Source organism: Caldisphaera sp. (assembly GCF_023256325.1).
Classification (GTDB): domain Archaea; phylum Thermoproteota; class Thermoprotei_A; order Sulfolobales; family Acidilobaceae; genus Caldisphaera.
In genome coordinates this window covers 1-23,731 of the sequence record NZ_JAGDXI010000048.1, presented here as the reverse complement: position 1 = coordinate 23,731, position 23,731 = coordinate 1, and the positions used below count along the sequence as shown (strand labels likewise).

The following is a 23,731-nucleotide window of genomic DNA, read 5'->3' as shown; positions in this document are numbered from 1 at the left end:
TAAAGCTGTTGAGCAGGGATTTGCTAGGAAAACAACAACATACAAAGAAGAACTCGATAGGGCTAGAAAAATTATTTCAAATACTAGAGAAAAAATTAAATTGCTGTGGGAAAGAGAATATATTCCTAAACCTTCGATAGATTATAGGGATTGAGGCGATTAAAAATGTATGACACAGGTATAGTTATCAGAAGACCGACAAAAAATGATATATTACCATTATCAGAACTTGTATATAGATTTTATGCGTTTAATGAAGAATTCGATTCGTCTTGGGCTATTGTATCCAATGCAAAAGAAATCGCAACTAAAATAGCTGAAAGTATGATAAATAATACCAATATTAACGTATTTGTAGCAGATTATGATAACGTTTTATCTGGGTATATTAAATCTGTTACAAATGAAAATCCATTGCTCATAAATAACAAAATAGAAATAATAAAAGAACTTTATGTAAAGCCTCAGATGAGAAGAACAGGCATTGCAAGTATGTTAATACAAAAACTATCAGAAGAAATTTCAAAAAGTGGGATAAAATACATAGCTGTTGAATTCCCAGTCCAAAATTGGATAGCAACAGATTTATATAAAAAATTAGGTTTTAGACCTTATTCAACAACATATATTAAAGAGGTGTGAGCATGTCAATTGAAAGAATTAATATCAGGGAAATTAATGAAAATGATTTAAATCAAGTCGTAGAATTGATTGTGAGATTAAAAAGTGTGAATGAAGAATTGGACGCTAACTTTAAAGTGGTTAATAATATATATGACGTTGTTACCAACTATGTTAAAGAATCCATAAACAACGATAAAGTTGTTTTATTAGTCGCCGAAGACGAAATTGATAAAACAATTGCAGGAATCATACGATTTATTATAATAGATAGGCTCTTCTATGAGCCTAGGATTAAAGCTGAAATAACAGATTTCTATGTAAAGCCGATATATAGAAGGAAAAAATTGGGAGTAACTCTTTTGCAAAAAGCTATTGAATATGCAAAATTAAAAGGTGCAGGTATTATTACGGCAATTTATCCTGCAGGAAACGATATTGCAGACAACTTTTACGATAAACAAGGCTTTATACCATTAAACAAAGAAAAATACAAAACTTGTATATGATTTTTTAAGACTATATGTATAATTAATAAACACATATTAATTTTTATTTTGTTTTATAATCAAGGGAGAGAATGAACGAAGGAAATATTAAAAACTTTATAAATGAACTTGAATCATCGATTAACAGCAATAAAATTTTAATGGACGATATTATATTAAAGCTTTATTCAAGAGAACCTTCTGGCATAGAAGGAAAAGCTAAAACTGTTGTATTTCCTGAAAATAATGATGATGTATCAAAAATTCTAAGCCTTGCATATAAATATGAAGTTCCTATTTATGCCCAGGGAAGTTCAAGCAGCTTATCAGGAAATGCTGCCCCTTTAAAAGAAGGGGTAATAGTAAGCTTTGAAAGAATGAATAAAATCAAAGAATTAAATATAACAGATAGCATAGCTATAGTTGAACCAGGAATCAGAATAGATGAATTAAACATAAATTTAGAAAAAAGCGGATATATGTTTCCTATTGATCCTGCTAGCCAATCCGTAGCTACAATAGGAGGAGCAATTAATAATGGAGCAGGAGGACTTAAAGGAGCAAAATATGGAACTATGAAAGACTGGGTAAACGGACTACAAATAGTATTAGCTGATGAAAACGGTACTACTCTTTTCGTTGGGTGCAAAACAGTTAAATGTAGGAAAGGATATGATTTAACAAGACTTATAATTGGTAGCGAGGGTACATTAGCATTAGTAACGGAGGCAGTATTAAGGCTAACACCAATACCTGAAAGCATAGTGACTTCTTTGGCATTATTTAATGACTTAAGCGACCTTCTTAACGCGTTTATTGAAATAAAATCAAGTGGAATCCAGCCTTATATTGCAGAATTTATGGATAGCAAAACAGTAGAAATGGCATCTAAAGGTATTGAATTGAATTTCACACCAGAAGGAAACATGCTTCTTATTAGCATAGATACAACAAAAGAGTCAACAGATAAAATTAAGAAATTTTTAGAAAACAAGTTAAGCAAACATAATGCGAATAAAATTATCACTTCATTGAATCAAGAAGAAGCCGAAGAAATGGGTTTATTCAAGATTAGAAGGAATTTGTTCGCAGCTCAAGTTTCTATGGGACAAGTTATATATGGTGCAAACAAAAAATTGCAAGTATTTATAGAAGATATTGTAGTGCCTCCTTCTAAAATCATAGAAGCTGTTAATAAGGTAAGAGACTTAGGAATTAAATATGGATTGCAAGTGAGCATAGGAGGCCATATAGGAGATGGTAATATACACCCGAGTGTAGTGTATGACCCAACAGATGAAAGCACAAAAGATAAAGTTATCAAATGGTATAATGAAGTTATGAGAATTGCTCTAGAACTTAATGGAAGTATTAGTGCTGAGCATGGGATAGGAATTTTAAAGAAAGAAGGTTTAGTTATGGAAATGAATTACTATAATTCATCAAAGGAACTGAGTATAATGAGATCGATTAAATCAATTTTTGATCCAAAAGGCATTTTAAATCCTGGAAAGGTGCTTTAATTGATAAACGATATAATGCTGTTTGATGAAGTAAATAGATGCATGTATTGTGGTTTTTGTGAGTCTGTTTGTCCAACAATAAGTCTAGGTCCGCATAGGGGTTACGGACCTAGAGGTAGGGTTAATTTAATTAAAGAAATTTTAAAAAACAATACAATAACAGAAGAAGTACTATCAAGCATATATTCATGTCTTTTATGTAATGCGTGCAATTTGGTATGCCCTGCTAAAATAGATATTGGTAGAGCAGTAAGAGAAGTGAGGGCTATTATCAATAATTATAACAAACAAAGCATTAAAAAGAAAATTATAATAAGGGAAAGGTGATTATATGGATGCCAAAGATATAATGGATTTGCTAGCCGAGATAACATTAAAAACTGGATATCCAGTTCCAGTGAATAAAGATGCTTTATTTAAATGGGCTGAACCCTTAAAGTTACCAAGCAATGGAGATACATATATCTACACTGGAGCTCTATATCAGCTAATCCCTTATATCAATTATACAGTAAAATATTTGGAATTAATTTCAGAATTATCAGCTGGCAACTCGCTAATAAATCTGGTGAAAAAAATCGTTAGTATTTCACCTTATTATTTATCCTCAATAATTAAACCTAATATTAAAGAAATAAATGAAAGTGAGTTAATTCTAAAAAATATAGCAAAAATTTTACAAAATCATGTTAAAGGTATTTCTTATCTATATGAAGACGATATTTACAGTGGTGTTTTGCTTTACGATTTTGGTATGGATGACTATTTTTCAATACATGCCCACAGAGTTTTTGAGAAATTTAAATTAAAAAATGTTAGGAGGGTAATAACTGTAGATCCACATACAACACATGTCTTGAGAGAAGGTTATCCAAGATATGTTGATAAATTTGATATAGAAGTTATAAATTATTTAGAATTACTAGATAAAGCTAATATAAATGCAGAAAAACTAGGTAATTTAATTGTTACAATACATGATCCGTGCTATTATTCAAGATATGAAAATATAATAGATCAACCCAGAAAACTTCTTAAATCTATGGGAATAAAAATTAATGAAGCTAAAAGATCAGGTAAAAACACTTTTTGTTGTGGAGGGCCTTTAGAATCTTTTTCTCCTAAATTTTCAATCGATATTGCTAAAATGAGGATGAATCAACTTATTTCAGAATCGAATTTTATTATTACCATGTGTCCAATTTGCAAAGCAAACTTGAGTAGAGTAAAACCAAGTAATGTAAAGTTAATCGATATAGCGGAGATTTTATCTAAATTTTAATTTATAGATAAAAACTATTTCTTTTATTATTATAAAATTTAAAAATAATTATATTATTATATAAATTATGGCTATATATTTGCTTTTAATTTATCAAATCAAATACTTAAAATTTATTACAAAATTATAAAGTCTTAGTATGACTTAAATATAATCATATGACCTCTTTCGTGTTTTGAAGAGCAAGTGTTCTTGGTGTATTAAAGGAAATAACCTTTAATAAGAACTACTCTTATTCCTACCTTAGGTCGAGTAAAACTTCAAATACTCATAATTAAATTTGATCTAAGGGGAGAAATTTCAACGTTTTTTAATTTTTAAGTAGTAGATGATATCTAGCTTTCTAGAAAAGTATATTCCATTTCATTTTCAGCATTATCTAATTTATTTTTACAACAGACATTAAAAGTCTGCATAGGCTTAAAAAGATAAGATTTTTCTTTAATTTATCAAAATTACTCAGGAGGACTATTTTCATCTATTTTGTCAAGATCTGATAAATCTATTTCAATAGTTTCTCCTGGTTCATTATTAGCTGGGAGCTGTTCTTCTTCACCTTCACCGCTTTTCATCTTTTTAATCACAGATTTCCATGAATATCCACAATTTGGACACTTGAATGAACCCATAATTGTTATAGAAACCCTCCCATATTTATCAGGAATAGGGGATACAACCGTCCACGTTTTTTCTGGTTCACTGACTCTATTACCACATCTTGGACACTTGAATGGATCCTCTGCTTTCTTTTTTGGCAAACAGCTTCACCGCTATAACAGTTATCACAGAGGATTTATAAGGTATTAGATTTATCGTTATCTCGACATAGCATATTTGATTTTTTATTATGAGCTAAGTTCATGAGATTTCAGAACACGATAAACTTTAACTAATTTTTCATTTGATTCTCAATTGAAAATTTAATTTTATAGAAGCCAAGGTAGTGAATTCCCGTTGCAAAATATGATATTTATGATTCATAGAAATGTTTTTATATTCTAAAATAGAGACTATTATATAATAAAGAATTAAACTAAGTTATATTCTGAAACTTAAGGAATTAAAGTCTTATAATATACCTTCTGTGCTTCTCTTCTTAATACATAACAAGATTTCCCCCTTGATAAAACTGTTTTACTGATAAAGGATAACCAAGGTTTATCATAGAATTGAGTCATTTTGACCTCCTTCACACTCTAAAAGATTGGCCTATCTTTCATTTATCATGAGTTTATAATGACTATCTGTAAAGAAAATATTTTAAATTCTTCCATATGTTTCAGTATATTCTAATAATCTTTTGGATATGCTCTTGCTATAATAATTAGAAGATAATTTCCATTTCCAATTTTTCCCTATAGTTCCAGGAGTATTTATTCTGGACTCTTTACCCAATCCTAAAACATCTTGCATAGGAATTATAGAAACATCACATATAGAGCTCATTGCCAGCCTTATGAAAGCCCAATTAATTTTTTCTGATAAATTCCCACCGATATATTTTATAAAGTCCATTTTCTGTTTTTTTCCTGACTCTTGAAACCACCCTATTGTTGTATTGTTATCATGAGTCCCTGTAAATACTATGCAATTCTTATTATTATAGTTATGTGGTTTATAATTATTACTTGGATTTCCATCAAAGGCAAATTGAAGAACTTTCATACCAGGAAAATTGAAACGATCCCTTAATTCTATTACATCGGGCGTAATTAGGCCAAGATCTTCGGCTATTATATCGGGATCATTAATTTTTTTCAATAATTCCTTAAATAATTCTTCTCCAGGCCCTTTAACCCATTTTCCATTGATCGCTGTTTCTTCTCCAAAAGGTACTTCCCAATAAGCTACATATCCTCTAAAATGATCCAATCTAATAACATCATATAACTTCTTAGTATGGATAAATCTATCTATCCACCATCTGAAATTTTCTTCTTTTATTTTATCCCAATTAAATATTGGATTACCCCAGAGTTGACCTGTTTTACTAAAGAAGTCTGGAGGAACTCCAGAAACATATAATGGATTTAATTTTTCATCTAGCATGAAATATTCTGGATGAGACCAAACATCAGCTGAATCATAGTTGACGTAAATCGGTAAATCTCCTATTATTTTTATGCCTTTTTTATTCGCATATTTTTTTAGATTATACCATTGCTTGTAAAAAATATATTGTAGGAAAATTTGGAAATCAATTTCTTTTTTTAATTTTTCTTGATAATATTTTAGTTTGTCTTTATTTCTTGTCTTTATTTCATAAGGCCAATCGTATAGACTTTTCCCAATATAATTCCTTATTGATATAAATAAGGCATAATCGTATATCCAATCCTTGTTCTCTTCAATAAATTTATAATAATCATCCTCTTTTTTAAATGATCTATAAACATCCATAAAGTAGTGATATTTCATTTTCTTAACATCATCATAATTTATTAAATTGCTTGATTTTGAAATATTTTCAAAGAAAACGTGTTCTTTTAGTAATGATACATTTATAAATAAAGTATTTCCTGCAAATGACGATAATGGGCTATATGGAGAATTATCATAAAGTGGATCCACTGGATTTATTGGTAAGACCTCCCAAAAGCTTTGTCCGGCTTGTTTCAAAAAATCTATAAATTCATAAGCTGATATTCCTAGATCGCCTATCCCTAGTTCCCCAGGGAGCGAAAAAACGGGTAGCAGTACCCCACTTGATCTTTTCATTTTATCACCAATTTTTTAATTTTTATTGCATTCAGCTTTTATCAAATCAAATAATTATAGTAATTCAATTAAATATTTTACAAACGTTTTATTATAAAGTACAGTATAATAATTTTTATAAACCATATAGTTGTTGATAAGAATTTTTTAGATAAAATGCATGTAAGCTAGTAATAGAATATTTATTAAACTCATTTGCAGCCAGTGTATCTGGTGAAAATATGGAAAATGATTTTTTAATTAATGAAGTAAAAGGTGTTTTAGCTTTAGATTCAAGAGGTAATCCTACAATAAAGGCAATTGTAAAGACAAGAAAAGGTTTAGGTATAGGAATTGCTCCAAGTGGTGCCAGCAAAAGCTCAAAAGAGGCAATAGAGTTAAGAGATGGAGGAAGCAAATGGAATGGGCTAGGCGTTAATATTGCTTTATCAAAGCTTAATGGAGAAATTGCTCAAAAATTAATTAATTTAGATTCTAGAAATCAATCATTAATAGATTCGCTTCTCATAGTTCTTGATGGTACAAAAAACAAATCATCATTAGGAGGTAACACGACAACTGCAATAAGTGTGGCAGTTGCAAAAGCGGCATCAAGTACATCAGGGTTAGAACTCTACGAATATTTAGGTGGCCCAGGTTCAAGGATTTTGCCCACTCCAATCCTTAATATAATAAATGGAGGAGTTCATGCCGGAAATAATTTGGCATTTCAGGAATTTATTCTTATACCTACTGGGGCTAAATCTTTTGTAGAAGCTATGAGGATATCTGTAGAAGTTTATAAAACTTTAAAAAATGTAATAAGTGAAAAATATGGAAAATCAGCTACTAATGTGGGGGACGAAGGTGGATATGCGCCTCCACTAAATGAATCAAGGGAAGCCTTTGATTTAATAGAAACGGCCATTAAAAGATCTGGTTATGATCTAGGTAATGATTTTCATTTAGGCATGGATGCAGCCTCTTCTGAGTTTTATGACATTAATAAAAAATTATATAGGGTAGATGGAAAAGAATTTACTTCAGATGAATTACTTGATTATTATGTGTCTTTAGTGAAAGAGTTTAATATAATATATCTTGAAGATCCATTTTACGAAGAAGAGTTTGATTCTTTCCACAATATTACAAACAAGATAGGTAATAAAGTTTTAATAGTAGGAGATGATCTCTACGCAACTAATACAAAATATTTAACAAAAGGAATAGAAATGAAGGCAACTAATGGAGCCTTGGTTAAAGTAAATCAGGTAGGAACACTAACTGAAACGTTAGATTATGTTAGAATTGCTAAAGAAAACGGTATAATACCAGTAATTAGTCATAGAAGCGGAGATACTGAAGATTCATTTATCGCAGACTTAGCTGTTGCCATAGGCTCAGGCATAATTAAAACTGGAGCGCCAGCTAGAAGCGAAAGGTTATCCAAATATAATAGATTAATAGAAATAGAAGATCAATTAGGGCCATCAAGTAGGTATTTAGGAATTGAACCATTTATAAGATCCTAATTCATTAGAAAGCATTAATCATATATTTATAACGTGTATTTCGTTTGATATATCTCAGATTTTTGTTCTACTAAAAAATGCGATATAAAAGCTATGATAACAAATATTGCTACTAATCCTAAAGATAAAGAAGGCAGCAATAAAGTAACAAATATAGGAAGTAAAAGGCCAAATTCTTTTAGTCTGTTAAAATTATTATAATAATAGATTGATAATACTATTGTTACTATAATACCTATAATTAATAAAATCTGAGTATTTAAATTTAGCAATAATCCTAAATTGATGTCTGATTTTGTATAATAAATTAGCTGCATAAAAGAGTAATAAATAAAATTATTAGATGTCAAATAAAATGCAAATATTATTGATAAAGACGTTATCAAAAATGATATAAAAAATTTTTTAAATTTTAATCTATAATTATAATAAATAAATATAACGTAAAATGGCATCGATAGTAACAAATCAGGATAAGTTAGAATTGACAAACTAAAAAATATACCCGACAACATTGGACTGTATTTCGCTAGTAATAATGATAGAATTAAAAACGATAGAATTAAAGTTAACATCGCATTAAATGAAAAGTATAATATAGCAATGAAGAATCCCATTAAAATCGATATTAAAAATAAATTAATTTCTTTATGTTTATAAATAAAATATCCTAATAGTGAAAAAGTTATCGCATATATTATACTAGAATATGTGTAAGGAGTTAATGAAAGGAGATTTGCTGGTATATATAATAGTGCTAGTCCTGGCAAAAAATTGTAAACCGTAATGTTATTCCAGGATCTTGTTTTAAAATTAAAATACATAGAAAAATCCTTTTGAGGATCGATTTTAGTTATGTTTATTAGAGTGTTGTTGTATGGAATTGTTTCAGATAAATAACCGAACGATGGATTTTTTAAAATATCGTAATAGTAATTTACATTATAAGGATTGTGAAATTTAATTATATTTAATGATGCTAATTCTATAATCAAATTTTGAGATGATTGGTATGCTTTTGAAGATATATATATTGATAGCTGTGGAGTAAACAGTGATGAAAATGCTCCTACTATAATTAATGATGCTAAAATAATATATGTAATATATTTAGGTCTATAGTATTGTCTTAGATTACTAACTTCAAATAGATAAGATACTATTGATATAGAAGCCAAGCCAACAAACCCACTAATCAATATAATACTTGAAATATTGGAAACATATCTTGTTAAAAACAAAATTAATGACATAATTAATAGTTCATAGGTCATTATAAACCAATTAATATCGATTTTATATTTTACATTTTTTGCCAATTTTTTTCCATTTATTGAAGTTGAGTATGCTATTAAAGCAAAAAGAGGGAACCACATATAATAAAATGGCATAGGTCTGTAATAAAATAAAAAAGCTATAGCAGGTAAAACTAAACCTGCATATTTTAGTTTTGAGTAATATTTAGCATAAACCAATAATCCAATTCCTATAATACTTAAAAATAGAACTGTATAAAAAATCTTAGGCAAGTAAATTCCATATTGTGTCAATGTTGATAAACCTGCACCTATTGGCATTAAATTAAAGGTTAAAGGTAATAATGCTCCTTTTACAAATTCATTGGGGCTAAGTATGAGAAAGGGTAAATTAACTAATAGTACCGATATTAAAAATCCATAAAATATTTTTTTTATGTCGTATTTTTCGTAATATAATGCTACTAAATAAAATATAAAGAAAACGCCTGCAGTTTCTCTATATGATACTGCTAATCCAAACAAAAAACCTGATAGCAATGGATGGTCACTATATGCTATAGCTACCATAACAAGAGCTATCCAACCTACTATTGGGCTAAATAATACTGGTTCTCCAATAAAAATAAATGAAGCACTTGCTAAAATTAAAGGAAATAGACTTTTATATGGCTCTTTCATTTTTCTATAAACTAAAAGCAAGGCTGAGGCATATATTATGGCGTCATAAAGGCTTTTTGGTATGTTAAATATAACTTTTGGTATGTAATAAATCATAGCAAATCCAAGGTAATCATAAGAAGATACAAAGCCAATTATTTTGTTATTAGCATAACCATAAGGATATTTAAAGATATATGTATAATAAGGATAAGATTCTTTAAGAATTAAGTATTGTAAATAACTTGACGAATAAGGATTTTGAAATTTAAGAAGTGTCTTTGCTGCACTAATCTGAATTATGTAAGAATCTGAATATCCTCCAACCAAAGTATAGATTATCTTAAATGAGGACATATATAATATTCCTATTGTTAAAACTAAAGATACGATAGCAAATAGAGTTAACAGTTGAATTAGTTTAATTTTTTTTACATAAGCATTAGTACTTATAAAAACTGCAATTATTGAAATTATAACCAGAAATAAATATGTAATGAGCATCCATAAAGGAGGAGATTGTATATAAATAGGCCAACCCTTGTAAGAGCCAAAGTAACTATATGGAACCATAGTAAGATAATAATAGACTGCAAATCCCATTATATTTATAGATAATATTAGAATCAAAGCTCTTTCTAATTCATAATCTTGGTTATTATTTTCATTATTATACTTTATTTATACCACCATATTAATATAAAGATGAGATAAAAATAAATTTTAATGGGGGAATTAAACATGGAGCTTACCAAAGTTTCTGTAATAACAACAACATATAATGAAGAAGAATATATTGATAAATTAATTAAGAAAATAAGATCTCTGAATTTAAATTCATATATAATAGTTGTAGATGATTCTTCAAGTGATAATACTGCAAAAATTGCTAAAAGACTTTCTGATAAGACAATTATAAAGAAAAGGGAAGGTCAAACTATTGGACTTTGGTATGGTATGTTGAATTCAGTTAGCAACATTATGGTTACTATTGATGCTGATCTTGAAAATCCTCCAGAATTGATACCTACAATGATTAATGAGTTTATCAATAATAAGTGCGGCGTATTAATTGCGTCGAGAAATAATTTGCCAAGAATTTCAGAAAAAATTTCAACAAAAATATTTAAAAAAATCTTAAATGTAGATGATATTTATTCAAATTTTAGAGTTTATTCTAAGGACTGTTTAAAAGACTTCAATCCAAAATTAGGTGAAACCTTTGGTTTAGAATTTTTATTATTTTTAAATAAAAAAAGATGTAAGATTTGTCAAATAATATACTCGCCTCCACCAAGAAGAAGCAATCCAAGAATTGGTGGTAAACTAAAGGCTAATATGAAAGCATTTTATTCAACATTTAAATCATTAATAGGCTATTTAATATATTATAGTTAATGATAATAGACTTTAATCTTTCTTAGATCATTTCCAACTTATTATTAAGGATTCCCATTCTATGACCACCTTGATCTCTTTTCGCCAGTGGAACATATCAATCGATGGGACAGATTTATAATGTTTTGAGAAGAGAATTAAGAGATGTTACTTCAAAGACTTTAATTTCTTAAGTTTTGAAATATGACTTAGTTCTATCAACCATAATCAAATTATCACTGTTTCAAACAATGGTAAAAACATTTCTAAAAAAAAGCTATATCTTACAATAAGGAAAAGAATCCTAATTCTTAATTCCTACAAAGTTAAAAATACAATATTTAATGAATAGAAGAAGTAAATACGATATTACAGAAAATAAATGTTTCTTTTTTATAAATTCTTTTTAAATTCTTCTTTTCCCTTGTCTATATCTTTTAGTTTAAATCTTTGTATTTTCCCGCTTTCAGTTTTGGGAAGAGTCTCAACAAACTCTATATCTTCTAAATGAACATGTTTTGAATATTTAGTTTTCACAAAATTTATCAATTCTGTTTTTAATTCATCGGTCTGTTTGTATCCTTTTTTCAAAACAACATATGCCCTTAAAATATGTCCTCTAGTCTTATCTTCTATTCCAACGACAGCAGACTCCAATACGGCTGGATGTTCTATCAAAACACTTTCAACCTCAAATGGTCCAACCCTGTAACCTGAGACTTTTACTACATCATCAACTCTTCCAACAAACCAAAAATAACCATCGGAGTCTATTTTTGCTTCATCTCCAGTTAAATAATAATCATCAATAAATGATTTCTTTGTTTTTTCTGGTGCATTAAGATAGCCCATAAATTGAAATCCTTCGCTACGCGAATTAACTGCTATTATTCCCTCATTATTTTCTCCAATCACTTTGACTTCATAGCCAGGCGCGGGTAATCCAGCACTTCCTATTCTCAGTTCAGCATCATAACCCCAGCCGTTATATATGATCATACCAACCTCTGTTTGTCCATAATGATCCTTAATAGGGATGCCAAAATTTTTCATAAACCATCTTATAACTTCAGGATTAAGGGGTTCTCCTGCTGAGCTGACCCTGCTCAATTTTAAATCATATTTCTTAGGATCTTTAATAGAGCCCATAATCATCCTATAAGCTGTAGGAGCAAAAGCAAAATTTGTTATCTTAAATTCTTCTAAAAATTTAAGAAAAGTCTCCGGATTAAATGGGGCATCAAAAATATATGTCGTTTTTCCAAATAACATTGATCCTAATGGTCCATAATATAAGCCGTAAGCCCATCCTGAATCAGCTCCATTGAAAAATCTGTCATTCTCGCTTAGACCTATCCCATATTTCATATAAAGATAAGTATTTAATAAAAGCCTCTTGTTTATCATGGCACCTTTAGGTAAACCAGTTGTCCCGCTTGTATATAGAAGTATTATCTGATCATTCATTCCTTGAGGACTTGATGTGTTTAATTTTTCACCAGATAGCGTATCATCAAATCCAATTGTATTTGAACACTTGTCTGGAAAACTAATAATATTATTAGGCGCAGTTTTTACTTCCTTAATTTTTTCGCATTGATCATTTTGAACAAAAATTAATTTCGGCTTTATATCCCCCGTTCTTATTTCTATTGCCTTTGGTCCAAATGCAGTAAAAAGAGGCTGATAAATAGCTCCTAGTTTCCAAACTGCTAGCATAATTATTAGCTGCTCTAACTTTTTTGATGCCAATACTGGTATAACATCACCTTTATTTATCCCTAAAGCTTTCATATAATTAGCAAGCCTAGAAGATTTGTCTAAGAGCTCTGACCATGTCATAGTACTTTTTTCCCAATTAGAATTCACTCTTAAAGCGGCTAATTCGTCAGTTTCTTTTACTTTGTTTGCAACTATATCATAAATATTCATGCTTCGGTATTCATTCATTCCTAGAAAACTATACGCTTCATTCCATGAAAAGTGACTAACAAGGTCTTTATATGCTACCATTTTCCCACCACAGTGAATTAGGCTATCAGTAGGTAAAAAGTATTGCCAAGAATAATATATTAAATTATCAGAAAGCATTTATTGGTTAGCGATTTACAGTCTTGTTTTCATAATTTTACAACTTTTGGCCTTGCTTATACACTTCTTCATTTATCCTTGTTTAAAATGTAAGCTAGTTTTAGCCTAACTACACTATTTTAAATTTAACGCATATTTTTAGAAATCCATAAGGACTCAGAGACATGTATTATATATAGTACAAATCCTTAATTGCTATTTAGAGACCCTATCTTATTCTTCACTGTATTTTAAAATTTCATAGTTTAAATGCTTTATACAACCTAAAATAGTTGAGACCTCTCACACATTATCAAACCAAAGTTTTATGCTGAATCAATAATAAAACAATGAATCCTTAAATTAAACTTTATTACTCTTCAGTGAATACGGGAAATTCAATATCTAACTAATTTAAACAGTACTAAGAAACCGATTAATTCCAGTGAACTAATAATAAGCATTGGTATTGCTACGGTTTCGTTATATTTCATGGACAAAAATATTGATGAAATTGCAGTAAATATTGTTTGAACAAAAAATATACCACTAAATAAAGCAAGTTTTGATAAAAATTGTGATTTCATATTTTTCGAATTTTTATAATAAAATGAAAATATATAATAAGTAAATACAATACTTATCAATGCTATTGCTATTTCAAAACTCCAAAAAGATAATGGCTTTAACATTTTATTTCACCAGTTTCGCATATAATCTTATTTAAGAGTGATTTATTTTGCATCAAAAATTTAGAAGCTGAATAAATTTGCCCATATCTTGGACCTTCAGAAATAATTAAGTTATTTTCTGTTAATACATTGAGATGATGCATAATCGTTCTATAATTGACGTTTAAAATTTTTGATAATTGATTTGCATTTAAAGGACCTTGATCCATAATTAATTTTATAATTTTCAATCTCATCTTGCCTCCCTTAGATCCAACAAATATCCACCAAAAAAGGTGATCTTCACTTTTAAATTGCATATATTATTTTGCACCGCTATCAACCTATAAAAAAGAAAAAATAAAAATTTTATTAACGATTTATGATGTTGCATTATATACTGATCCAGTATAACCAGGTGCAACATCACTTATTGGTATTGGGTGTACTATCCAATATTCATTACTTAGCTGCCAATTAGTTATTGATGAATTATAGCTATAATAAAGTTCTTCTGTAACGTTTAATACTAATTCATGAGGTGTTGGATTACTTGATGTTGGGAATGGAAATACGACAAATTGGAGGGGAGCATACACCATTGCACTAGTTCCATGGACGACAACTGTTGGAGGGACTAATGAATACCAAACTACATATTCATATAAACTGTTAAATTTACTCCACGTTGCATTGATTTGCTGTATACCGGTATAATTACCTGTTAGTGGTCCACCTATCCAATGGAGAACTGCATTTGGAGCATATTGCTGAATAACTAATGATGCATTCTCTATTGCTATATCATTCCAGTGGCTCATAGCTAAAGAAAGAACTACATTAGGCTGCTGATTATTATACTGAGATATAATTTGTTTATATGCTGAATTTAGAGATGTATATGATGAATTTAGAGATAAGAATTCATTATGCAAGTTATTATATGATGAATTTAGAGAGCTCAACTCTCCTGATAAAGAATTAATTTCATTTTTTGTTTGAGTTAGGTTTTGATTGAGAATATTATATTTGCTTTTCAAAGAGTTATATGATGATGTTACAGAGCTATACATATATCCCAATGATGCTGCAGCTATAAGAAAAACTATAGCCACAGCCGTTACTCCTATTAATTTTCCATCCATAGCTTTCACCGAGTATGCTTTATCAATTTATTTTAAAATTCGTTTTTCAAAATTACATATAATTTATATACAAATTGTAAATAGCTATATTATGTATAAATAATTTAAATTGTTGTTAAGGTTAATAGCCCAAAATGTAAAATATACATGGGAGAAACAATGGAATACGTATGGAAACTTAACGGTCATAAATTTGATAATATTGAAAAGCATATAGCTATTATTCCTATAGGTTCTGTTGAAAGACATGGGGATCATCTACCATTAGGTACAGATGCTGTAGAAGCTCAATTCGTAGCTGAGGAGGTAGCAAAAAAAGTAAATGGTCATTTATTTCCGACTATATGGTATGGTTCTTCGATATACCTATCAAAATTCCCAGGAACCATTAATATAGAGAGCAATGCGTTTAGATTATATGTATATAACGTACTAAAAGAAATCGCAAGAAATGGATATAAATTGATAGTAATTATAAATGGTCATGGAGGAAATACTAGCTTATTAAATATAGCTGCAAAAGATGCAGCTTATGAAATGAATGCAACTTACATAATAATTGATTGGTGGAAAGATGTTGGTAAAGAAACAAGACAAAAATTATTTACACAACCGGGTCATGCAGGAGACGACGAAACAAGTGCAATGCTATATTTAGAAGAAGAGGATGTAGATATTGATAAGGCAAAGGATTACACACCAAAATGGTTGCCTAAAGTGTCTATCCAATCTCCAATTATTGAAAATTATTTATATCCAGATGCTGTATTAGGTGGACCAACTAAAGCAGATAAAGAAAAAGGAAAACAATGGTTAGAAAGTGTCGTAAATGATATTGTAAAAATTATAATTGAAGTAAACGAAATATTAGCTAATAAAAACAAGGACTAAATTACAAAAGGTATCAAACTATGCAACAAAATGTTGTAGAAGTAGAAAATTTAAAGCACACTTATGATAATAAAAAATATGTTTTAGAAGGTATTTCATTTGAGGTTAAAAAAGGTGAAGTTTTTGGTTTACTTGGAAGAAATGGAGCTGGAAAAACTACTACAATAAAAATACTAACAACTTTAATTCTGCCGACTTCAGGAAAAGTTAACATTTTAGGATACGATGTTAGAAAGGATGGGTTAAAAATTAGAAGTAGAATTGGATTAGTACAACAATTACCTAGTATTGAATTTACTACGGTTGAAAAGAACTTAGATATATATGGCATGTTATGGGGATTAAATAAAAAAACGAGAAAAGAAAAAATTGAGGAACTTTTGGAAATTTTTGATCTAAAAAATCTCAGAAAGAAGGATGCAATAGATTTATCAGGTGGCGAAAGAAGAAGGCTACAAATTGCAAGAGAATTTATGCATGATATGGACATACTGTTTTTAGATGAACCTACGGTTGGATTAGATGTTATAATGAGAAGGAATTTACTTAACTATATAAAAAAGATGGTTAACAAAGGATTGACAATTGTATTCACGACTCACATGCTAGAGGAAGCAGAGTATTTATGCGATAGAATTGCAGTAATAGACAAAGGAAAAATAGTAGCTATAGATACATTAGATAATTTAAAAATTAAATATGGCGGAAAAAGAGCTGTAGAATTTAAAATAAAAAATATAAATTTAAATGATATAAAAGAAAAACTAAATATTAATCATGATAATATTAAAATAGTTAATGATAGATTAATTATATTAACAGAAAACCCTTATGATACTGTAGAAATGGTAATTGATAAAATCAAACAATCTAATGGAAAAATAGAGTGGCTTAATATTAGAGATAAGACTTTGGAAGACGTATTTTTAAATGTCATAGGTGAAGAAAATGGCATATCCTAAGGTAGTTAGATTAATCTTAAGAAATTTAATAGTTAATAGTGATCCAGGCACATGGCTTATATTGGTTGGAATGCCCACTATGTTTTTAGTATTTTTTAGCTATGGTTATGGATCTATGCTATCTTCTCTAGGTTTATCTTATGTAAATTATGCAAAATTTTTAGCACCTGGAATGTTGGCCTATGAAACGCTTATAGCTGGAACGGCTTCGGGTTCAATGCTATGGTTTGATAGGAGATGGGGCTCATTAGCTCAAATTTTAGCAATGCCTTTTACAAGAACTGATTATCTATTGGGTCTCATATTGAGCTCGGTAGTTTTCGCGATTATGGGAAATGCGATATTGCTAGTAATTTCATATTTATTGATACCTGGTCTTGACTTTACAACCATAGGAGTTATAATAATGATACTAACATTAATCATTGGATCTTTGCTATTCGGATCTTTAATGCTTATTCTGGCTTCCTATATTAAATCTCAAAATGCATATAATAGTATACAAATATTGATAATATTCTTTATAAATTTTGCATCAACAGTGTTTTATCCTGCTATTTCATTACCGAGACCATTGTTATACTTATTCTATGTAAATCCTTTAACTTATATAGCAAATGTAATGAGAGATGGATTTCTTAACAAAGTAAAAATAATTGATTTATATGAAATGATATTTCTTGCATCACTTTCATTACTGCTAATTTACATTGCTAGAAAATCTTATATGAGATCTGAAATTAAGTTCGAATAATTAAATAAAAACCTTTGTAAAATAAAATTTTTATCACTTAATCATTGGGTTTCTTTTATTAAAACTTTCTCTTCTCCAGTAATTTTTTCTAGAGGTACTTTATTTGTATCAAAACCTTTTATATACCAAATACCTGAAGATAAAGCTCCTATTCCCCACAAAATCATATTATAAACTATAAAACCTAGTTCGCTAAATGACGATGTTAAGTATATTGAAAGAGTATAAGCAACTATTATTGGCAATCTAACAAGACCTATCATAAAGGCTCTGGACGCTGTAGGCATTAATGTTGGCTCATAAACAGTTCTTACAGCCCATCCTAACTCACTGAACATCATATTTAAAAATAACAATACATAAAACATTGTAACATACTTATTAAACATAACAACGAAAAACATTATTGGAATCATAGTTAAAAAACCACCAAAATACGATAGAAGAGCGAATCTTCTTGAACCTAGTCTATCAACTATTAGCATAGCAATTAAACCAGCGATTGAAGCCCCAAGGTTGGCATAAAATACAACAAGAATTAAGTCTAAACCTTTGAAATAATAATCTGCGATAATATAAGCCATAAGTCCATAGGTTAAATATTGTGAAAGTCCTATTAATACTAAGAAGGCATACCTATATCCTAATCCTACTGTTTTTGATATATTATATGTTGATGCACTTTCTGTATATGTATTGTCTGTTTTTATCTTATTTATTTCATTTTTAGCCTTATTTATATTACCTTTCACAACCAGCCATCTAATCGATTCTGGTAATGTTAGCCTTACTATTATTGCAACTATCGCACCTATTAATGCAACAATACCCATTGAAATTTCTTGTACCACAAAGGATGAGCTCATGTAGTATGTTAGAAATGCGATTAATGCTGCTACCGCAGCTCCTATATTATCAAAGTTAGGTAGAATAATTAACATCTTTTCTCTATATCTAAGAGGAAAAAGTTCCGCAATTAATGACAAAGCAACAGGTACTTCTCCCTCAACTCCTATAGTTGCAATAGTATATGCAAACAAAGTTATGTAGATGTTTTCATTTAAAAAGGCAGAATTAATTATAAAAATTATAGATCCTAAAGAGTATAAAAACATAGTAATGAAAAATGTTGTTTTTCTTCCTAGAGAAATATCAGATAACCTTGATAGTAGCAAATCACCTATTAATGGAACTGCCGAAACATAAATTAAATAATAAATATTATTGTAGGCAGGATAAGTTAATATACCTATTGTTGTAATTATGCCCCACATAAAGAACCCAATTGCCAAAGAAAGAAATGTCAATGAAACTGTTCTATTCCATTTCATATTATCAATTGTTTTTATCAGATCTGACAACAATTTCACCCTGTTTTTTACTACTATCAGTAGTAAAAAAGTTTTTCTTATAAACTTTTTTGTATTGTACACATAAATATATAAACTTGTGAACACCATTATATAGATAAACGGTGAGGTTCTTGGAATTCAAGTTAGCTAGAATTAACCTATCAGATCATAATTGGAAAGAAGTAAAAATTGATGATAAATTATTAAGAAAGTTTATTGGAGGTAGAGGACTTGGTACATATTTAGCATTAAAAGAAATACCAAAAGGTATAGACCCTTTTGATAAAGAAAATAAAATTTACATATTAACTGGGCCCCTCACTGGTACAGGAGCATTTGAAACTGGTAGATATCATGTAGTAGGAAAAAGTCCGCTTACAGGTTTTTTAGGTGATGCTAATAGTGGTGGAGACTTTGGTCCATGGCTAAGATTTTCAGGTTTTGATGGATTAATAATAGAAGGTAAAAGCGATTACCCAATATGGCTTAGAATTGAAGATGGCGATATTAAATTTAATGATGCATCAAGCTTATGGGGGAAAGGTGTACATCATACAGAGAAAATAATAAGAGAAAAAGTAAAAATTTCTAGCGAAACTATAGGTAGCATATTATCAATTGGACCGGCCGGCGAAAATAAATCGAAGATAGCTGCTATAATGAATGATAGATATAGAGCAGCTGGAAGAACTGGATTAGGGGCAGTACTTGGAGACAAGAAATTAAAAGCTATTTGGGTTTATGGTAAGAGAAATTTATTGAAAGAAATGTACGATTCCAAAAAATTCATTAGTGAAGCTAAAAAATTAACAGATAAAATTATGGGAAATCCTGTTTCACAAGCATTAACACAATTAGGTACTTTAGTTTTAATGAACATGACAAATGCTCTTGGTGGCTTGCCAACAAAAAATTGGACTCATGGAATTTATGATAAAGCATTTGACATAAGTGGGGAGCACTTAGCAGAATCTTACTTAAAAACGAGAAAAGGTTGTTGGGGGTGCACAATCCAATGTTCAAGAGTAACAGAAGTTCCTGAAGGTCCTTATAAGACACCTATATCAGAAGGGCCTGAATATGAAAGTACTTGGGCCCATGGCGCTAATCTTCTAATTGACGATATATCATCAATTATAAAAATGAATTACTTAGAAAATGATATGGGTTTTGATACAATAAGTTTTGGAAACACTGTTTCAACACTTATGGAATTATATGAATTAGCTAAGCAAGGTAAGTTAGATAAAGATAAAGAAAAAGAACTTATTGAATTGATTAATATGAGCGGTATTGAACCAAGTTGGGGAAATAAGGATGCAATAATACAATTAATCTATCTTGCAGCATATAGAAATAAGATAGGAGATTTGGTTGCGGAAGGAGCTAAGAGATTAGCTGAACATTTTGGAAGACCTGATGTAGCAATACATGTAAAAGGTTTAGAGTTACCCGCTTATGATCCGAGAGCATTAAACAGCATGTCATTAAGCTACGCAACAGCTAATAGAGGAGGATGCCATTTAAGGTCTTATAGCGTGGCTTTTGATATGATAGGTTCTCCTGAAAAGTGGGATCCATTAGCTAAAGATATAAAGAAAGTAAAAGGAGTAAAAGAACAGCAAGATTGGTTCACAATAGTTGACTCCTTGGTAATATGCAAGTTCAACGTTTTTGGTACAGGACCATCAGACTATTTAGAAGTTTTAAAGGCAATAACTGGCTGGGAAGATATGACAGAAAATGAACTTATGACAACTGGTGAAAGGATTTATAATGCAGAGAGGTTATTCGATGTAAAAGAAGGAGAATATAAAGACACCTTGCCCAAGAGGCTTTTGGAGGAATCTTTACCAGAAGGACCAGCCAAGGGTCATACAGGAAAAGAATGGCTTGACTTCTTTTTGCCAGAATACTATAAATTAAGAAAATGGGACAACGGAATTCCAACCGAAGAAATAATAAGGAAACTAGATTTGGAAGAATTTTTAAATAGGTAATTATTTTTATGGGTGAAAAAGTGAAAATTAAGGTGAGATTCATTTTAGACTATTATAAATATATTGGTAAATTTGAACTAAATTTGGACATTCCAGATAAATTCACGTTGATTGATTTGATAGATTATATAGATAAAAACATAAAAAAGGGATTTAAAGAAAAACTATTAAATGAAAATAGTATCAAGTATCCTAACATGATATTAATAAATGGAAGAAGGGCTGAATTTTTTGAAAATCTAAATACAAAACTAAATGAAAATGATCAAATAATATTTTCCCCTTTAGCATATTTTGCTTTATAAGGGTCTAAAAATGAAAATAAAAATTCTCACATTGGGAACCCTTTACTTAATTACAAAACACTTTGAAAATATAGTAGATTTTGACTTTGAACCAAAACTAATCGATGTAATAAATTATATTATCGATAAACATCCTGAAATAAAAAACCAAATAATAAACAATGGAAAGCTATTGGATAATTTATCTATATTAGTTAATGGAAGAGAATACAGATATATTAATGAAGGCTTAAATTTAATATTAAAAGATGGCGATACAGTAGCTATTGTACCACCTGCTGGAGGAGGAATTTTTATTCAATAAACTATAAAAATTATATGTACATTTTTAATTCTTTGACTTGTCTTGCGTACATTTCTGTGAAATAAAATACAGCAATAATTATTGGCAATATAGCAATAAATCCCCATCTTAAACTTGTTACATCAACTAAAATTCCTAGTATAGAAGGAAGAATAGCTCCTATTAATGACATTGTAGAGAAAAAGTAACTATTAGCTGCATTTCTTAACTTTACGTCGAAAGTCCTTGATAATGTTACTATGCTTAAAGTATAAGTAAATCCATGAGGTATTCCTAAAATTAACAGAGCTATTATAAATACATAAATATTAGGCGAAATCCAGGCAACTAAGAGTCCTATTATTGTTAAGAGTACCGATAAATCTATCAAAAACTTAATATTAGTAACCGGTTTTGCAGCTAAGAATAATCTTCCTAAAAACGATGTTATAAAAAATAATGAATAAAGCAATATAGCAATAGAGTTACTAGCATGAAATACAGTTTTAGCATATATGCCATCAAACGTAATAATAAAAGCGAAAGGAACTTGATAAGTTAAATTATTAAGGAGCGCGACTTTAAACCCATTATTTCTAACAATATTTTTAAGAGAAGAATCTGACCCTAATTCATGTTCAGTTTCTGGAAACTTTAAAAAAGGTGATAATAAGGGGACGACGCTAGCAATTATTGCAAAAAATAGGAAAGATTGTTGTATTGTATAATATCTTAGTATTATACTTTCTATTGCAGGTCCAATTAATAGAGATGTGCTTAAGGAAAGAGAATAAATTGCAAGCATTCTTTCTCTTAATTTTCTGTCATCAAAAAGCCCTGCAGAAGTAATTAAGTTAGGCATTAAAGCGCCTATTGAAAAGCCTGATAGTGCTGCGACAGGCCATATCATTATGCTGTTTGAAATATAGAAAAATAAAAATGTTATAGTATATACAATGCTTGACAATATAAAAAGTTTTCTCCTCGTCTTACTTTTTATTTTAGTATTGATAAAGTTACTCATTATGAACATGAATCCCATAAAAACAGTTGCTAGTAGTCCAATCTCAGTATTATTATAATTAAAGTATTCTTTAGCTAGCAGCGGCATAGTTGTACCAATCATATTATTAGAGGCTCTAGCTCCGAACGTAATTAAAATAATAACTATAGCTATCGTCACTATTGCATTATTTAACTTTTTTGCATTACTCATATCCATCGCCAGAAACACTATAACTGAAAAAAATAAAAGCTTACATATAAATTATTTATATATAATTATAATTAGGATTTCATAGGAATATTTTATTTTTAAAAAATTATTATTAATAGGGATTGAAATGAATAATAAACAAGATTTAAGAAATGATCCTGAAGTTGTAAAAAAGATGGCATCGCTTTTATCTCAAGGAGCTTCAATGTTAGATAAAACTTGTCCTGTATGCGGATTGCCTCTGTTCAAAACAAAAAAAGGAGATATATTATGTCCAGTCCATGGGAAAGTCTATGTTGTTGAGAGCGAAGAAGAAATTAAGGATATAGAAATTGATGAAACATTAAGGTCTGTTGAATACTATGTTTCTATAAAAATAAGAGAAATGCTAAATAAAGACGATATGAACGATATAATTGATTTATTAAAAATAATTGAATATGTCGAAAGAATTATGACATTAAGAAAACAAAAAGATGATACTAAAAACAAAAATGAAGGAAAGAAATAATTTAATTTAAAATTTAAATGATTTAGCTATAATGCAATTTTCTTAAGACTTTCTCCTGTTTTAAAAGTTGGAGATTCAAATTATTACGTTTCTTTATATAATATAATTCCAAACCTGTTTATATCTTCTAATGCC

24 protein-coding genes are annotated in these 23,731 nt (G+C 29.3%); 14 read left to right on the top strand and 10 right to left on the bottom strand.

Annotated elements, in window-relative coordinates:
• The first annotated feature begins 165 nt into the window (after positions 1 to 165).
• From Q0C16_RS07285 to Q0C16_RS07265, 5 genes are all read left to right on the top strand, one after another.
• On the top strand, positions 166 to 642 hold the full coding sequence (locus Q0C16_RS07285; RefSeq protein WP_292320873.1) for a GNAT family N-acetyltransferase: 477 nt from the start codon (positions 166 to 168) through the stop codon (positions 640 to 642).
• A gap of 2 nt (positions 643 to 644) precedes the next feature.
• A complete protein-coding gene (locus Q0C16_RS07280; RefSeq protein WP_292320871.1) occupies positions 645 to 1,130 on the top strand; it encodes a GNAT family N-acetyltransferase in 486 nt (161 codons plus the stop codon).
• A gap of 71 nt (positions 1,131 to 1,201) precedes the next feature.
• The gene (locus Q0C16_RS07275; RefSeq protein WP_292320869.1) at positions 1,202 to 2,632 is read left to right on the top strand and encodes an FAD-linked oxidase C-terminal domain-containing protein; all 1,431 of its coding nucleotides are present in this window, start codon (positions 1,202 to 1,204) and stop codon (positions 2,630 to 2,632) included.
• Positions 2,633 to 2,959 carry a (Fe-S)-binding protein gene (locus Q0C16_RS07270; RefSeq protein WP_292320868.1) on the top strand — a complete coding sequence of 109 codons (327 nt, stop codon included), beginning with the start codon at positions 2,633 to 2,635 and terminating at the stop codon, positions 2,957 to 2,959. It abuts the gene before it with no gap.
• Between the two features lie 4 nt (positions 2,960 to 2,963).
• A complete protein-coding gene (locus tag Q0C16_RS07265) occupies positions 2,964 to 3,914 on the top strand; it encodes a (Fe-S)-binding protein (RefSeq protein WP_292320867.1) in 951 nt (316 codons plus the stop codon).
• A 455-nt stretch (positions 3,915 to 4,369) separates the two neighbouring features.
• Here Q0C16_RS07265 and Q0C16_RS07260 read toward each other — a convergent pair whose 3' ends face one another.
• The 3 genes from Q0C16_RS07260 to malQ all read right to left on the bottom strand — a co-directional run bounded on the left by Q0C16_RS07260 (position 4,370) and on the right by malQ (position 6,632).
• Entirely contained in the window at positions 4,370 to 4,672 is a 303-nt protein-coding gene (locus tag Q0C16_RS07260) for a chromatin protein Cren7 (RefSeq protein ID WP_292320864.1), read from the bottom strand.
• A 294-nt stretch (positions 4,673 to 4,966) separates the two neighbouring features.
• Positions 4,967 to 5,092 (bottom strand): hypothetical protein, encoded by a 126-nt coding sequence (locus tag Q0C16_RS07255; protein WP_292320863.1) that lies wholly within the window; start codon positions 5,090 to 5,092, stop codon positions 4,967 to 4,969.
• An 82-nt stretch (positions 5,093 to 5,174) separates the two neighbouring features.
• Positions 5,175 to 6,632, bottom strand: a complete 1,458-nt coding sequence (gene malQ, locus Q0C16_RS07250) for a 4-alpha-glucanotransferase (protein WP_292320861.1) — start codon at positions 6,630 to 6,632, stop codon at positions 5,175 to 5,177.
• Between the two features lie 221 nt (positions 6,633 to 6,853).
• On the opposite strand from malQ, the gene eno reads away from it, so the two are divergent.
• The gene (gene eno / locus Q0C16_RS07245; RefSeq protein ID WP_292320859.1) at positions 6,854 to 8,143 is read left to right on the top strand and encodes a phosphopyruvate hydratase; all 1,290 of its coding nucleotides are present in this window, start codon (positions 6,854 to 6,856) and stop codon (positions 8,141 to 8,143) included.
• A gap of 26 nt (positions 8,144 to 8,169) precedes the next feature.
• On the opposite strand, the gene Q0C16_RS07240 is transcribed toward eno, so the two are convergent.
• Complete coding sequence (locus tag Q0C16_RS07240) at positions 8,170 to 10,662, bottom strand: hypothetical protein (RefSeq protein ID WP_292320858.1); 2,493 nt, start codon at positions 10,660 to 10,662, stop codon at positions 8,170 to 8,172.
• A gap of 138 nt (positions 10,663 to 10,800) precedes the next feature.
• Between Q0C16_RS07240 and Q0C16_RS07235 the strand changes: the two genes are divergently transcribed.
• Complete coding sequence (locus tag Q0C16_RS07235; RefSeq protein ID WP_292320856.1) at positions 10,801 to 11,457, top strand: glycosyltransferase family 2 protein; 657 nt, start codon at positions 10,801 to 10,803, stop codon at positions 11,455 to 11,457.
• A gap of 372 nt (positions 11,458 to 11,829) precedes the next feature.
• On the opposite strand, the gene Q0C16_RS07230 is transcribed toward Q0C16_RS07235, so the two are convergent.
• From Q0C16_RS07230 to Q0C16_RS07215, 4 genes are all read right to left on the bottom strand, one after another.
• Positions 11,830 to 13,449: an acyl-CoA synthetase gene (locus Q0C16_RS07230; RefSeq protein WP_292320854.1), complete on the bottom strand. Its 1,620-nt coding sequence runs from the start codon at positions 13,447 to 13,449 to the stop codon at positions 11,830 to 11,832.
• Between the two features lie 455 nt (positions 13,450 to 13,904).
• Positions 13,905 to 14,198 (bottom strand): hypothetical protein, encoded by a 294-nt coding sequence (locus Q0C16_RS07225; RefSeq protein ID WP_292320852.1) that lies wholly within the window; start codon positions 14,196 to 14,198, stop codon positions 13,905 to 13,907.
• Complete coding sequence (locus tag Q0C16_RS07220) at positions 14,192 to 14,497, bottom strand: winged helix-turn-helix domain-containing protein (protein WP_292320850.1); 306 nt, start codon at positions 14,495 to 14,497, stop codon at positions 14,192 to 14,194. The genes Q0C16_RS07225 and Q0C16_RS07220 overlap by 7 nt, the downstream gene beginning before the upstream one ends.
• A gap of 60 nt (positions 14,498 to 14,557) precedes the next feature.
• Complete coding sequence (locus Q0C16_RS07215; protein WP_292320849.1) at positions 14,558 to 15,322, bottom strand: hypothetical protein; 765 nt, start codon at positions 15,320 to 15,322, stop codon at positions 14,558 to 14,560.
• Positions 15,323 to 15,469: 147 nt separating this feature from the next.
• Here Q0C16_RS07215 and Q0C16_RS07210 point away from each other — a divergent pair, with 147 nt between their 5' ends.
• From Q0C16_RS07210 to Q0C16_RS07200, 3 genes are read left to right on the top strand one after another with little or no spacing between them, the layout of a single operon-like run.
• A complete protein-coding gene (locus Q0C16_RS07210; RefSeq protein WP_292320847.1) occupies positions 15,470 to 16,213 on the top strand; it encodes a creatininase family protein in 744 nt (247 codons plus the stop codon).
• Between the two features lie 20 nt (positions 16,214 to 16,233).
• Entirely contained in the window at positions 16,234 to 17,175 is a 942-nt protein-coding gene (locus Q0C16_RS07205) for an ABC transporter ATP-binding protein (RefSeq protein ID WP_292320846.1), read from the top strand.
• Complete coding sequence (locus tag Q0C16_RS07200; protein ID WP_292320844.1) at positions 17,162 to 17,929, top strand: ABC transporter permease; 768 nt, start codon at positions 17,162 to 17,164, stop codon at positions 17,927 to 17,929. The genes Q0C16_RS07205 and Q0C16_RS07200 overlap by 14 nt, the downstream gene beginning before the upstream one ends.
• A gap of 41 nt (positions 17,930 to 17,970) precedes the next feature.
• On the opposite strand, the gene Q0C16_RS07195 is transcribed toward Q0C16_RS07200, so the two are convergent.
• Entirely contained in the window at positions 17,971 to 19,260 is a 1,290-nt protein-coding gene (locus tag Q0C16_RS07195) for an MFS transporter (RefSeq protein WP_367117930.1), read from the bottom strand.
• Between the two features lie 143 nt (positions 19,261 to 19,403).
• On the opposite strand from Q0C16_RS07195, the gene Q0C16_RS07190 reads away from it, so the two are divergent.
• The 3 genes from Q0C16_RS07190 to Q0C16_RS07180 are packed head-to-tail and all read left to right on the top strand — an operon-like array spanning position 19,404 to position 21,890.
• On the top strand, positions 19,404 to 21,281 hold the full coding sequence (locus Q0C16_RS07190) for an aldehyde ferredoxin oxidoreductase family protein (RefSeq protein ID WP_292320840.1): 1,878 nt from the start codon (positions 19,404 to 19,406) through the stop codon (positions 21,279 to 21,281).
• A gap of 20 nt (positions 21,282 to 21,301) precedes the next feature.
• Positions 21,302 to 21,586 carry a MoaD/ThiS family protein gene (locus Q0C16_RS07185; protein ID WP_292320838.1) on the top strand — a complete coding sequence of 95 codons (285 nt, stop codon included), beginning with the start codon at positions 21,302 to 21,304 and terminating at the stop codon, positions 21,584 to 21,586.
• Between the two features lie 10 nt (positions 21,587 to 21,596).
• A complete protein-coding gene (locus Q0C16_RS07180) occupies positions 21,597 to 21,890 on the top strand; it encodes a MoaD/ThiS family protein (RefSeq protein ID WP_292320836.1) in 294 nt (97 codons plus the stop codon).
• Between the two features lie 10 nt (positions 21,891 to 21,900).
• Here Q0C16_RS07180 and Q0C16_RS07175 read toward each other — a convergent pair whose 3' ends face one another.
• On the bottom strand, positions 21,901 to 23,085 hold the full coding sequence (locus Q0C16_RS07175; protein WP_292320835.1) for an MFS transporter: 1,185 nt from the start codon (positions 23,083 to 23,085) through the stop codon (positions 21,901 to 21,903).
• Positions 23,086 to 23,212: 127 nt separating this feature from the next.
• On the opposite strand from Q0C16_RS07175, the gene Q0C16_RS07170 reads away from it, so the two are divergent.
• Entirely contained in the window at positions 23,213 to 23,596 is a 384-nt protein-coding gene (locus tag Q0C16_RS07170; RefSeq protein WP_292320834.1) for an Sjogren's syndrome/scleroderma autoantigen 1 family protein, read from the top strand.
• Positions 23,597 to 23,731 lie beyond the last annotated feature (135 nt).